Source organism: Streptomyces longispororuber (assembly GCF_024448165.1).
Taxonomy (GTDB): domain Bacteria; phylum Actinomycetota; class Actinomycetes; order Streptomycetales; family Streptomycetaceae; genus Streptomyces; species Streptomyces longispororuber_A.
Genome location: NZ_JAMOLN010000097.1, coordinates 1 through 13306, shown reverse-complemented (window position 1 = coordinate 13306; position 13306 = coordinate 1). Strand labels below are relative to the sequence as shown.

Sequence of the window (13306 nt, the reverse complement as noted above, 5' to 3'; positions counted from 1 at the left end):
GCTCGGGCAAAGCCGCTGATCAGCGGCTTTGCTGCCAGCGATCACTGGCGCGGTGTGTGGACGCGGTGAAAGCCGATTACCGGTGGGTACCGAAAGCGTCGGCTTCGGCATACCCTCCCCCACATGACGGAGTCGCAGGCCATCACCGAGAAGACCGGAACCAACCCGACCGCGGCCGCCCCCGAGGGCGCGCGCACGGCCGCCGACGTGGTCACGCCCGAGCTGGTCGCCCAGCTCACCCGTGGCGTGGTCGGCTCGGGACGGACCGCGAACCACACGCCGTTCACCGGTGAGAAGCTGGCCGATCTGCCCGAGTCGACGCCCGAGGACGTGGCCGTCGCCTTCGAGCGGGCCCGCGCCGCCCAGGAGGTCTGGGCGAAGACGCCGGTGCGCAAGCGCGCCGCGGTGCTGCTGCGCTTCCACGACCTGGTGCTCGCCCGCCAGGCCGAGGTGCTCGACCTGATCCAGCTGGAGACCGGCAAGGCCCGGCTGCACGCGCACGAAGAGGTGCAGGCCGTCGCCGTCGCCGCCCGGCACTACGGCCGCAAGGCCCCCTCGTACCTGAAGCCCAAGCGGCACACCGGCGCGGTCCCGACGCTCACCAAGGTGACCGAGCTGCGCCAGCCGCGCGGCGTGATCGGCCAGATCGCCCCCTGGAACTACCCGTTCGAACTGTCGGTGGGCGACGCGCTCCCGGCCTTCGTCGCGGGCAACGCGGTCGTCATGAAGCCCGACACCGAGACCTGTCTGACGGCGCTGTGGGCGCGCGACCTGCTGATCGAGGCGGGGCTGCCGGCCGAGGTCTTCCAGGTCGTCCTCGGCGAAGGCCCGGTCGTGGGTCCTGAGTTGGTCAAGCACGGCGACTACGTCTCGTTCACCGGCTCCACCCGCACCGGCCGCGAGGTCGCGCAGGGCGCGGCGGCCCGCCTCGTCGGCGTCTCCCTCGAACTCGGCGGCAAGAACGCCATGCTGGTCCTCAAGGACGCCGACGTGGAGAAGGCCGCGGCCGGCGCCGTGCGCGCCTGCTTCTCGTCCGCGGGCCAGCTGTGCATCTCCATCGAGCGGCTCTACGTCCACGAGTCCGTCGCCGACGACTTCCTGGAGCGGTTCGCCGCCCGCACCAAGGCGATGCGGCTCGGCAAGTCCCTCGCGTACGGCGCCGACATGGGATCGCTGGTCGGCGAGCGGCAGCTGGAGACCGTGACGCGGCACGTGGACGAGGCCGTCGCCAAGGGCGCCACGCTCGTCGCGGGCGGCGTCGCGCGCCCCGACATCGGCCCGTACTTCTTCGAGCCGACCATCCTCGACGGCGTCGAGGCGCCGATGTCGGTCTGCGCCGAGGAGACCTTCGGCCCGGTCGTCTCCGTCTACCGCTTCACGGACGAGGACGAGGTGATCTCCGTCGCCAACGCCACTCCGTACGGCCTGAATTCGTCGGTCTGGACGAAGGACGCCAAGCGCGGCCACGAGGTCGCGGCCCGGCTGCGCACCGGCACCGTGAACATCAACGAGGGCTACGCCCCCGCGTACGGCAGCGTCCAGTCGCCGATGGGCGGCATGAAGGACTCGGGCCTCGGCCGCCGGCACGGCTCCGAGGGCATCCTCAAGTACACCGAGGCGCAGACCGTCGCCCACCAGCGGGTGATGCCGATGGCGCCGTCGTTCGGCATGGACGACGAGAAGTACGCCGCGTTCATGACCCGCAGCCTGGGCGTGATGAAGAAGTTCCGGCTGAAGTAGCCGAAGCGGCCGGGGTGGCTGAACCAGCGGTAGGCGTAGGGCTGTTCAAGGGAGAACGCACACGTGACGCAAGACGGCTATGACTACGACGTGGTGGTGGTCGGTTCGGGTTTCGGCGGAGCCGTCTCCGCCCTGCGCCTGACCGAGAAGGGCTACCGCGTGGGGGTGCTGGAGGCGGGCCGCCGGTTCGCCCCCGGCACGCTGCCCAAGAACTCCTGGGACCTGAAGAACTACCTCTGGGCGCCGAAGCTCGGGATGTACGGCATCCAGCGCATCCACCTCCTGGGCAACGTCATGGTCCTGGCGGGAGCCGGTGTCGGCGGCGGTTCGCTGAACTACGCCAACACCCTCTACGTACCGCCGAAGCCGTTCTTCGACGACCCGCAGTGGGCGCACATCACCGACTGGCAGGACGAGCTGCGGCCGTACTACGACCAGGCGCAGCGCATGCTCGGCGTCCGGCTCAACCCGACGATGACCCCGGCCGACGTGCACCTGAAGGCGGCCGCCCAGACCATGGGCATCGGCGACACCTTCCACATGGCGCCGGTCGGGGTGTTCTTCGGCGACGGCGAGGACGCCGACGGCACGGCGAAGGCGGCGCCCGGCGGACAGGTCGACGACCCGTACTTCGGTGGCGCGGGCCCGGCCCGCAAGGCGTGCACCGAGTGCGGCGAGTGCATGACGGGCTGCCGGCACGGCGCGAAGAACACCCTCAACGAGAACTACCTGTACCTCGCCGAGAAGGCGGGCGCCGTCGTCCACCCGATGACGAGCGTGGTCTCCGTGACCGACGACTCGCAGGGCGGCTACGCCGTCGCGACGCTCCCGACCGACAACAAGAAGAAGGGCGAAGGCCGCACCTTCACCGCCCGCAAGGTCGTGATCGCGGCCGGCACGTACGGCACGCAGACCCTGCTGCACAAGATGAAGGCGGGCGGCCAGCTCCCGCACCTGTCCGGCAGGCTGGGCGCGCTGACCCGCACCAACTCCGAGGCCCTGGTGGGCGCCCAGACCACCGACCGGCGCTACCGCAAGAGGCACGGCGCGAAGGCGGACTTCACCAAGGGCGTCGCCATCACGTCCTCGATCCACCCGGACGAGAACACCCACATCGAGCCGGTCCGCTACGGCAAGGGCTCGAACGCGATGGGCGGCATGTCGATCCTCCAGGTGCCGTACGCGGAGGGCTCGTCGCGGGTCGCGGGCTGGCTGGCGAACGTGGTCAAGCACCCCGCCCTGCTGGCCCGTTCGCTCTCCAACCACCGCTGGTCGGAGAAGACCATCATCGGTCTCGTCATGCAGTCGCTCGACAACTCGCTGACGACGTACCTGAAGCCGGACGGCGTCGGCAAGGGCCTGCTCACCGCCGAGCAGGGCCACGGCGCGCCCAACCCGAAGCAGATCAAGGCGGCCACCGACGGCGCGTCCGCGATCGCCGCCGAGATCAACGGCTTCGCCGGGTCGAACGTCGGCGAGCTGATGGGCACGCCCCTGACCGCGCACTTCCTCGGCGGCTGCCCGATCGGCGACTCCGCCGAGACCGGCGTCATCGACCCCTACCACCGGGTCCACGGCCACCCCGGCATCTCCGTCGTGGACGGCTCGGCCGTCTCCGCGAACCTCGGCGTGAACCCGTCGCTCACCATCACGGCGCAGGCCGAGCGGGCGATGTCGTACTGGCCGAACAAGGGCGAGGAGGACCCCCGCCCGCAGCCCGGCGCGGCCTACGTGCGGCTCGCGGCGGTCGAGCCGAAGAGCCCGGCGGTGCCCGCGGACGCGTTCGGCGCGCTGCGGCTGCCGTTCCTCGGGATGCCCGCGGTGCCGCCCAAGGAGCAGCTCACGTAAGGGAGTCGCCGCCCCGGCCGGACACGAAAGGACCCGCACCCCCCTCCGAGTGCGGGTCCTTCCACGTGCTTACGGGCGCTGGTTACGCCTCGGTGCTCACCTTGCGGCGACGCACGGAGTAGACGACACCGGCACCGGCGACGACGGCGATGCCGCCGACGAGGCCGACGGTCGGCAGCATCGAGTTGGAACCGGTCGCCGCCAGGCTTCCGTCGACGGCCGGCGTGGTGGTCTTGTCGGCCGGCTTGGTCGTGACCGGGACCTTGCCGCCTTCCTGCGGCTTGGTGCCGTCGGTGTCCGTGCCGGCGCCGACGATCTGGAACTTGTACGCCACCTCGCCGTAGCCGGTGCACTCCGCGTCGGCGTCGCCGTAGATGCTGGCGCCGAGGGAGAAGGCCGCGCCGACCGGGGCGGCGGACGTCACGTTGACGCGCATCGGGATGTTGACCTCGTAGTCGGGCTCGAGGGTGTCGGTGTAACCGACGTAGCCCACGGCGTACCCGTCCTCGCTGACGTCCTGCCAGGTCTTGCTCTCCGGGTCGTACGCCTGGAGGCTGACCTTCTTGCTCGCGAACAGGTCCTCGCCCGCGGCGTCGGACGAGGCGCCCGCGAAGAAGCCCAGGTCGCTCAGGGTGGAGTCGGAGTTGTTGGCGACGTTCAGGGAGAACTTGTGCCAGCCGCTGCCGCGGGCGATCTTGCCGGGCAGGCCGGTGATGCTGACGTCGACCTTCGAGTCCTCGCACTCGTCGATCGGGCCGTCGGTCGGCTCGTCGGTGGGCTCGTCCGACTCGGACGCGCTCGGCGACGCCGGGGTCGACTCGGGCGCGGAGACGGAGGCGGACGGCGTCGTGGTCGCCGAGGCGCTCGCCGACGGCTCGTCGGTCTTCGGCGGGGTCGCGGCGGGCGAGGACTCGCTCGGCGACGTCTCGGGCGTCTCGGCCGGGGACGACGTCTCGGACGCCGACGGGGACGTCTCGACCGTCGTGTTCGTCGTGTCGCCGTCCGCGAACGCGGCCGGTGCGGAAAGGAGCGCGATCGGGGCTATGGCGGCCGTCGCGGCCGCCGTCACCAGTGCGCGGCGAAGCTTCATCAAGACCTCGATGGGTGCAGAGTTGGAGGCCGCCGCGGTGGCGGTCGCGGGTGTGGCCGTTGGTTCTGCACATGTGACCCGTGATGGCCGGGAATGGTTGTCCCCGTTCTCACACGATCTTTATGTGAACTGGATCACGTGTTCGGCCGGGCAACCTTTTCGGAGATGTCCGATCGTTACTCCAGGAACCCCCCACGGGGTGGCAAAACCCGCAGGTCCCGGCTTTGATGGCGCCGCGGCGCAGACGATTGTCGTGGACGCGCCCAGGGACACATGAGGTGGGGAAGAACGTGAAGTCAGGTCTGGGGCGTGCGCTGGCCGGAGTCTGCGTGGCGGTGGCGCTCGCCGCGACGGCGGCCTGCAGCGGTGGCGGAGACGCGGCCGACGGCAAGAGCGAGGGGAAGAACGGCGACACCAAGCCAGCGGCGAAGCCGGCCCTGAAGCCGCTCACCGAGGCGGAGTTGACCGAGGCGGCCGTCACCAAGGCGGACGTGCCGGGCTACCGCGTCGGCAAGACGCCCGACGAGGAGATCCCGGAGGTGAGCGTGCCCGCGAAGCCCGCCTCCTGCCAGGCGATCGCCGACATGTTCCTGCTCGGCACCGAGCCGGACGCCACCGCCCGGGTGTCCCGCTCCCTTGGCAACCTCAAGCAGACGGACGCCACGGTGATCCGTACGGCGCTCCTCGCGCACCAGGAGGCGGACGCCAAGAAGGTGTTCGCCGACCTGCGCGAGCAGAGCGAGACCTGCAAGAGCTACGAGCACACGGACTACCAGTACACGGCCGTCAAGCCGCAGAAGGCGCCCGACCTCGGCGACGAGTCGCTCGCGTACACGATGACCGGCGACGTCGACGGCACCAAGATGCCGATGTCGTACACGGTCGTGCGCAGCGGTTCGACGCTGGTCGTGTTCTACGCCGCGAACATGCTGGAGCCGAAGAAGGTCGAGGTGCCGGTCTCGGTCATGGAGGCGCAGGTCGCCAAGGTCGAGAAGGTCGCGAAGGCGGCGTAACGCACGGCCGTCACCACACGCGCCGAGGGCCCCGCAGGACGGATCTGCGGGGCCCTCGCCTGTTCGGCTCCGACGTCAGGGCGGTGTCGGGCCGCGGAGCGGCGCCGGGGGGTCGCGCCGCTGGTTCGTGGTCGGTTGTCAACTCGCTGGGGGAGCAGGGGACTTGACGCGCAGGCGTGGGGGTTTCCTGCGCATCGTGCTCGATGGGGTGGTGCGGGCGGTGCGGGTGGTGCAGGCGTTACGGGGGAGGGAGGCCGGCCGGCCCCGGGCGTCCCCGGGACCGACCGTTCTCTTGGGTGACCGGGCTGCTGTCCCCTGCCGTCCGGTCACTTCACTGGAGCGAGGTCCCACGACGTACGGCGTGACCGTGACGTCTCATCGCTCCAGCGGAGCCACGCGTGGTTCGGTTGGCCCGCCCCTGGCTGGCACGGACACCGGGACCAACGAAGCCCGCGCCGACCGGTCACGCGCCGTACGGGTGAGGACGGATCCGAACTGGGATGCGGGCGTCAGATCCGGCCCCGGCACAGTTCGAGCAGCGTCATGGCCAGCGAGGTCCCCGGCTTGCCCAGCGCGTCCCTGAAGTGCGCGAGGACCTCCATCTCGCGCGACAGGTTCACCCGCCGCCCGCCCGACGCGATCCGCGCCTCCTGGATGACGGCGGACACGGCCATCCGTTCCTGTACGAGGCCGATGATCCGGTCGTCGAGTGCGTCGATGCGGTCGCGGGCGCCGGAGATCAGGTCGGCGGCCTCGGTGGTGCGGGCGCCGGTCTTCTCGGTGGGCGTGGTGGCGGTGGCGGTCATGAGGGGCTCCTCGGGTGGTGTGCGGAGCCCTGGGCCGACCCGGTCCCGGAAACGCCAGACGCCCCGGGCCTTGTCGGCCCGGGGCGCCTCGGAAGTCGCTTGTCAGTGGCTCAAGCAGCACGACCATGGCATCCGGCGGGCCGGCTGCCATAGGTAAAGACGAAGGTCGTCTGCGAGAACATGCGCCCGAGTGTACGCCTTGCCGCCGGGGGCTGTCCGGGGGGTCGGCGGGTGCGGGCCTGGGAGAGGCCTCCCGAAGGGCGTGCCTCTCAGGGGCGCGGGGAACTGCGCGACCGGCCCCACTCACCCGCACTCGCCGACGATCATGGCCCGCTGCGGCGAACGGGCGGGGCCGGAGGAACGTACGACCGACCCGGTAGAATCGGCCAAACGACCCCACCGCTCAGCCGCCGGAAGGCAACCCGTGTCATCAGCGACTTCCGCTGCCGCCGCCCCCGACACCGTCCTGGTCGTCGACTTCGGTGCGCAGTACGCCCAGCTCATCGCCCGCCGCGTCCGTGAGGCCCGGGTCTACAGCGAGATCGTCCCGTCGACCATGCCGGTCGAGGAGATGCTCGCCAAGAACCCGGCGGCGATCATCCTCTCCGGCGGCCCGTCGTCGGTCTACGCGGAGGGCGCCCCGCGCCTGGACCGCGCGATCTTCGACGCCGGCGTCCCCGTCTTCGGCATGTGCTACGGCTTCCAGCTGATGGCGACGGCCCTCGGCGGCACCGTCGACGACAACGGCGCCCGCGAGTACGGCCGCACCCCGCTCGCCGTCTCCAAGGCCGACTCGACCCTCTTCGAGGGCACCCCGGCCGAGCAGTCGGTGTGGATGTCGCACGGCGACGCCTGCTCCGCCGCCCCCGAGGGCTTCACCGTCACCGCGTCCACGGACGTCGTACCGGTCGCCGCCTTCGAGAACGACGCGAAGAAGCTGTACGGCGTCCAGTACCACCCCGAGGTCATGCACTCCACGCACGGCCAGCAGGTCCTGGAGCACTTCCTGTACCGGGGCGCGGGCCTCAAGCCCGACTGGACGACCGGCAACGTGATCGAGGAGCAGGTCGCCCTCATCCGCGAGCAGGTCGGCGACAAGCGCGCCATCTGCGGCCTGTCCGGCGGCGTGGACAGCGCCGTCGCCGCCGCGCTCGTGCAGAAGGCCATCGGCTCGCAGCTGACCTGCGTGTACGTCGACCACGGTCTGATGCGCAAGGGCGAGACCGAGCAGGTCGAGAAGGACTTCGTCGCGGCCACCGGGGCGAACCTGAAGGTGGTCGACGCGAGCGAGCGGTTCCTGAAGGCGCTGGCCGGGGTCTCCGACCCGGAGACCAAGCGCAAGATCATCGGCCGCGAGTTCATCCGCGTCTTCGAGCAGGCCCAGCTGGAGATCCTCCAGGAGGACGGCCCCGAGGTCGCCTTCCTCGTGCAGGGCACGCTCTACCCGGACGTCGTCGAGTCCGGCGGCGGCACCGGCACGGCGAACATCAAGTCCCACCACAACGTGGGCGGCCTGCCCGACGACATCGAGTTCGAGCTCGTCGAGCCGCTGCGCAAGCTGTTCAAGGACGAGGTCCGGATGGTAGGCGCCGAGCTGGGCCTGCCCGACGAGATCGTCCAGCGCCAGCCGTTCCCCGGCCCGGGTCTCGGCATCCGGATCGTCGGCGAGGTCACGCGCGAGCGTCTCGACCTGCTGCGCGAGGCCGACGCCATCGCCCGCGAGGAGCTCACCGCGGCCGGCCTCGACCGCGAGATCTGGCAGTGCCCGGTCGTCCTGCTCGCGGACGTCCGCAGCGTCGGCGTCCAGGGCGACGGCCGCACGTACGGCCACCCGATCGTGCTGCGCCCCGTCTCCTCCGAGGACGCCATGACGGCGGACTGGACGCGGATGCCGTACGAGGTGCTCGCGAAGATCTCGACCCGCATCACGAACGAGGTCGCCGACGTCAACCGTGTCGTCCTCGACGTGACGAGCAAGCCGCCGGGCACCATCGAGTGGGAGTAGTCCCCACCCGCAGCCGTGTGTGACAGTGCCGTCCGCCTTCCGGCGGGCGGCACTGTCGCGCGTGGGCTCCGGCTAGGTGCGCTTCATCGTGCGGACCGGCCCGCCCGGCTTCCACACCTGCACCACCAGATACCGGTCGTCCTCGACGTACGTCCGGGTGACCTCGGTCAGCTCGGTGCGGAACAGGTGGAACGCGCCGGGGTCGGGGACCTCGACCTGCTCGGTGTAGCGGGCGATCGTCGCCGCGTCCTCGACGAGGAGCGCGCGGCCGCTGATCCGCGCGTCGCCGCCGCCCATCGTCTGCCCCTCGCCCGGGTTCGCCTGGATCGCGAAGCGCGGGTCGCGGACCAGGTCCCGTGCCTTGAGCGAGTCCGGCATCATGCCGAGCCAGAACTCGCCGTCCAGGAAGCGGACCTCCAGGCCGCTGGTGCGCGGCGAACCGTCCTTGCGGAGGGTCGCCAGCACGTGGTGGGTGTGCTGCGCGAAACGGTCCTCGACCGTCTTGGCCAGGTCCGGTTCGGCGGCGGTGAAGGATGCCCAGGAAGTGCCGTTCGACGTCATGGGCCGAGTCTCGCGCGCATACCCGACATCTTCTGTCGGACTTGCGCGGGCGATTCGCCGCCTTCTGTGCACACTCTCCACGGTGCGGATCTGTCGTCTTCGAGGCCGTGGAGGTACCTTCCGCTCCATGTCGACGCCGCCTCAGCGCCCCGCGCCCGCCCCGATACCCACCGACCAGCTGCACTTCGCGATGCCACCGGTGCACGACTCCGTCGCCGACGAGCGGCGGCACCGCAAGGAGCGGCTCGCGGCGGCCCTGCGGATCTTCGGGCGGTTCGGGTACGAGGACGGGGTGTCCGGGCACATCACCGCCCGCGACCCGGAGTTCGAGGACTGCTACTGGGTCAATCCGTTCGGGATGCCGTTCCGGCACATCACCGTCGGGGACCTGGTCCTCGCCAACGGGGACGGGCAGGTCGTCGAGGGCCGCCACCACGTGAACCAGGCCGCGTTCACCGTGCACGCCGAGGTGCACCGGGCCCGCCCCGACCTCGTCGCCGTCGCGCACTGCCACTCCACGTACGGGCGCGCGCTGTCCGCGCTCGGGGAGCTGATCGAGCCGATCACCCAGGAGTCGTGCGCCTTCTACGAGGACCACGCGCTGCTCGACGAGTACACCGGCGTCTCCGTCGACTCCGGCGAGGGCAAGCGGATCGCTGTCGCGCTCGGCTCGTACAAGGCGCTCGTGCTGCGCAACCACGGGCTGCTGACCGTCGCGGACTCGGTGGACGCGGCGGCGTGGTGGTTCATCGCGCTGGAGCGGTGCTGTCAGGTGCAGCTCGCTGCGCGGGCGGCGGGGCGGCCGGTGCTGATCGATCGGCGGCAGGCCGTGGCCACGCGGGACCAGACCGGTGGGGATCTCGTGGCGTGGATCAATTACCAGAGCCTGTGGCAGGACATCACGCGCAGCGAGCCGGGTCTGCTGGCGTAGCGCTCCGCGTCCGCCGGGTTCGGGCTGCGTCGCTGTCTGCGGGTGCGTCGTGGTTGCTCGCGCAGTTCCCCGCGCCCCCGAGATGCGCACTGCGTGCGCCATCTCGTGGGGCGCCCCAGGGGCGCGGGGAACTGCGCGAGAAGCCGCCACGCACCCGCAGACGGAGGAGCGTCACCGGAAGTCGCGGAGCACCACTCGCTTCGTCATGGTGAACTCCTCGTCCGTGAGCACCCCGTCGCGGTGCAGCTCGCCCAGGTCCCGCAGGCGTCGCAGGAGCACGTCGTGGTCGGCCCGGGACGGCCCCCCGGGGACCGGCAGCGCGTCGCGCGGCATCGACGGGTGCGGGAGGCGGGCCGTGACCGCGGCCGCGACGAGGGCGGTCAGCAGGTCCTTGCGGGCGTTGCCCCACAGGTCGAGGGCGTACGAGTCCTTCTCCGGCGGCAGCTTGGCGAGCGGCGTCGAGCCCTTGGTGACGAAGCGCAGGAACCCGTCCTCGTAACCGGAGTTGGGCACCCAGTCGACCCCGTCGAGGTCGCCGAGCGCGATGACCCGCGGCCCCGTCGCCCGCTTCACCCGGTCCGAGGTGTCCGACCAGTCGATCCGTATCCGGCTCCCGTCGAACGACACCGTGCCGTCGCTGGAACGCACGGAGACCGGGACCGCCGGGCCCGAGACGAGGTACGACTCGGCGGGCCCGTCCGGGAGTTGCTCCAGGAGGAGGGCCTGGCGGATCTCCTCGGCGACGTACTCGGCGACGCCCGAGCGGTCCGCGTCCACCGCGAGCCGGTAGGGGTCGGCCGTGTCCGGGAGGCGGCCGCCGGTGGCCTGGAGGAGCGGGTCGGCGGCCTCGCGCAGGGTGAGCCGGAGCCGGCCGCGCTTTCGCTCCGGTTCGTAGGCGACCCCGGCCAGAGCCGTGAGCGGCACGCTGATCTCGCCGTACGTCTGCCGCAGCAGGGCCACACTGCGGTGCAGACCAGGGGTGATACGGACCGTCGTTCCGTCGAAGGCCCAGGTTCCGTCACGCTGGATGATCTCGGCCATACGGAAATTCTCGCAGCAGGGTCAACAGTCCGGTCAATGCGGACGAAAGCCGTTCACCCGCCAGGGGTGGGCCTGTGCGCCGGAGTGTGCGCCGCGTACGGCACAATTCCCTCTCATCACACGGAAGTTGACGTCAAGAACACGATCTTGAGGGTGGGGGCCACGCGGTGGCGGTGCAGGAAGCGCGACAGGGGCAGGGCACGCACGGGGGCGGCTGCACGTGCGGCGACTGTCCGCACGGGGCGCGCCAGGGGCACCGCAGGGCGGTGGCCGAATTCCTCGCCAAGCGCGACGAGTTGGCGTCCGGCGGCGGACTCCCGGCCGCCGTCGCACACTCGGCCGGGGCGTCCCGGCAGTGGATCTCCGACGAACTCACCCAGTCCGCCCGGGCCGTCGCGGACCGGGGCCGCGAGGAGGGCGAGGCGTGGCTGGCCGGTCTGTGGCCCCGCACCCTGTACGTGGTCTGGGGCGCGACCGGCGTGCTGCTCCTCGTGCAGACGCTGACGGCGATCGGGGCGGGCTGGAGCGCGGCGCGCACCGCCGGGCTCGTCGCCGCGGTCCTGGTCGGCGGGCTGCTGACCGGCGCCGCGTATCTGCACCGGGCGCGCGGCGGCGTCCTCGCGCCGGTGATCGGCGAGGACAACCGGCTCTCGACGTCCCGCGCGGTCGCGGGCTGCGTGGTGCTGCTGACCGTGTACGCGGTCCTCGTCCTGGCCGGGGAACTGGCCGTCGCCTCCGGTCCGGCCGACCGCGACGCGCTCATCGACGCCCTCGAACTCTCCCGTGGCGCGGGCCTGTTGACGGTGCTCGCCGTCGTCTGCGCGGTGGCCGTCCTGGTGCGGCGCGTCGTCGCGGTCCGGGTCGTCGGGCAGCGTCTGCAGAAGGTGCGGGCGGCCCGGCCGCGCGCCGCCGACCTGCTCACCGACGACTCCGGGCGCGGCGCCTTCACCGACATCCAGTACGTCGCCGTGTGCGCGGCCGCCCTCGTGTGGGCGGCGGCCCGGCTCGCCCGCCGCCCCGACCAGCTGCCCGACCTGCCGTGGGGCCTCGCGGTCCTGGTGGCCGTGTCCGCGGCGACGTACCTCACCGGGAAGTACGCGGAGGGCGGCCGCGTCGTGATCCTCTCCGTCGTACGGGCCAGGGAGGCGGGCGACCTCGACGCGCCCATCCGCACCGGCGACGACATCGAGATCCGCGGCACCGGGTTCGTGCCGCCCGGCGCGGGCACCGCCGACCAGCTCGCCCGGGTCGCCGTGCGCATCGGCGCCGTCCACGTGCACGTGCCGCTGGTGCCGGTCCCCGGCGGCTTCACCAACCCCAGCGACACCCTGCTGACCGTGCCGGTCCCGGTCGACGTGGAGCCCGGCCGGGTCGAGGTGCAGGTGATCACGGCGACCGGCGTCGAGACGAACCGGTGCGCCGTCGACGTCGTCGACTGAACGGCTCCGTGGCTGAGCCGTACGGCCCTCTCGTACGTATGGTCAAGTAAAGGGACCAGGCGCGAGAGGCGGCGGACGGCGATGGCGCACGGTATGCGGACCGACACGCACATGAGTTATGTCGACCGGGGAGGCGACTGGCGCGACACCGCCCAGCGGTTCGCGCTGCTGCCGCTGCGCGTCTTCCTCGGCGTGACCTTCATCTACGCGTCCTTCGACAAACTGACGGACAGCGCGTTCTTCAAGTCGAGCGGGGCCGGGTCGATCGGGGACCAGATGCGCGGGGTGCGCGACATCTCCGCGATCCCGGAACTCGTCGACCTGGCGCTCAAGTCTCCGACGGGGTTCGGGTACGCGATCGCCCTCGGTGAGCTGGCGGTCGGGATCGGGACGCTGCTGGGGGTGCTGGCGCGGCTCGCCGCGGTGGGTGGGGCGCTGATCTCGTTGAGCCTGTGGCTGACGGTGAGCTGGGCGACGGAGCCGTATTACCTCGGGAACGATCTGGCGTATCTGATGGCGTGGCTGCCGTTGGTGTTGGCGGGGGCGGCGGTGTGGTCGGTCGATGCGTGGTGGCGGGATCGGCGGCGTAGGTCGTCCGGCCTGATGTAGCCCACCCACACCAACGCCACGAGGCTCCGCCCCGGCCCCCGCGCCTCAAACGCCGGCGGGGCTGTCCCGTCCTTCGTCTGCGGCCCGGTGGGGCTTCTCGCGCAGTTCCCCGCGCCCCTGAGATGCACACTGCGTGTGCCATCTCAGCGGGGAACTGCGCGACCAGCCCCCACGCACCCGCACCCGGTAACCGGTCACACGGACTTGCGGCGGCGGGCGCGGA

11 protein-coding genes are annotated in these 13306 nt (G+C 71.5%); 7 read left to right on the top strand and 4 right to left on the bottom strand.

Going from position 1 to position 13306, the window contains the following annotated elements; genetic code table 11:
* Positions 1-123 precede the first annotated feature (123 nt).
* Both M4J07_RS25570 and M4J07_RS25565 read left to right on the top strand, forming a co-directional pair.
* Complete coding sequence (locus M4J07_RS25570) at positions 124-1740, top strand: succinic semialdehyde dehydrogenase (protein ID WP_255975357.1); 1617 nt, start codon at positions 124-126, stop codon at positions 1738-1740.
* 63 nt (positions 1741-1803) lie between these two features.
* Positions 1804-3588 (top strand): GMC oxidoreductase, encoded by a 1785-nt coding sequence (locus tag M4J07_RS25565; protein ID WP_255975356.1) that lies wholly within the window; start codon positions 1804-1806, stop codon positions 3586-3588.
* Between the two features lie 82 nt (positions 3589-3670).
* Here M4J07_RS25565 and M4J07_RS25560 read toward each other — a convergent pair whose 3' ends face one another.
* The gene (locus M4J07_RS25560) at positions 3671-4678 is read right to left on the bottom strand and encodes a hypothetical protein (protein WP_255975355.1); all 1008 of its coding nucleotides are present in this window, start codon (positions 4676-4678) and stop codon (positions 3671-3673) included.
* 290 nt (positions 4679-4968) lie between these two features.
* On the opposite strand from M4J07_RS25560, the gene M4J07_RS25555 reads away from it, so the two are divergent.
* A complete protein-coding gene (locus M4J07_RS25555; protein ID WP_255975354.1) occupies positions 4969-5691 on the top strand; it encodes a hypothetical protein in 723 nt (240 codons plus the stop codon).
* Positions 5692-6200: 509 nt separating this feature from the next.
* On the opposite strand, the gene M4J07_RS25550 is transcribed toward M4J07_RS25555, so the two are convergent.
* Positions 6201-6497, bottom strand: coding sequence for a chorismate mutase (locus M4J07_RS25550; protein ID WP_255975353.1), 297 nt, complete (start codon positions 6495-6497; stop codon positions 6201-6203).
* A gap of 424 nt (positions 6498-6921) precedes the next feature.
* Between M4J07_RS25550 and guaA the strand changes: the two genes are divergently transcribed.
* Positions 6922-8502: a glutamine-hydrolyzing GMP synthase gene (gene guaA / locus M4J07_RS25545; protein WP_255975352.1), complete on the top strand. Its 1581-nt coding sequence runs from the start codon at positions 6922-6924 to the stop codon at positions 8500-8502.
* Between the two features lie 72 nt (positions 8503-8574).
* On the opposite strand, the gene M4J07_RS25540 is transcribed toward guaA, so the two are convergent.
* Positions 8575-9063, bottom strand: a complete 489-nt coding sequence (locus tag M4J07_RS25540) for a pyridoxamine 5'-phosphate oxidase family protein (protein ID WP_255975351.1) — start codon at positions 9061-9063, stop codon at positions 8575-8577.
* 127 nt (positions 9064-9190) lie between these two features.
* Between M4J07_RS25540 and M4J07_RS25535 the strand changes: the two genes are divergently transcribed.
* Positions 9191-9994, top strand: coding sequence for a class II aldolase/adducin family protein (locus tag M4J07_RS25535; protein ID WP_255975350.1), 804 nt, complete (start codon positions 9191-9193; stop codon positions 9992-9994).
* 171 nt (positions 9995-10165) lie between these two features.
* On the opposite strand, the gene M4J07_RS25530 is transcribed toward M4J07_RS25535, so the two are convergent.
* Positions 10166-11035: a DUF4429 domain-containing protein gene (locus M4J07_RS25530; RefSeq protein WP_255975349.1), complete on the bottom strand. Its 870-nt coding sequence runs from the start codon at positions 11033-11035 to the stop codon at positions 10166-10168.
* A 167-nt stretch (positions 11036-11202) separates the two neighbouring features.
* Here M4J07_RS25530 and M4J07_RS25525 point away from each other — a divergent pair, with 167 nt between their 5' ends.
* Complete coding sequence (locus M4J07_RS25525) at positions 11203-12474, top strand: hypothetical protein (protein WP_255975348.1); 1272 nt, start codon at positions 11203-11205, stop codon at positions 12472-12474.
* 81 nt (positions 12475-12555) lie between these two features.
* Entirely contained in the window at positions 12556-13083 is a 528-nt protein-coding gene (locus tag M4J07_RS25520) for a DoxX family protein (RefSeq protein WP_255975347.1), read from the top strand.
* The last annotated feature ends 223 nt before the right edge of the window (positions 13084-13306 follow it).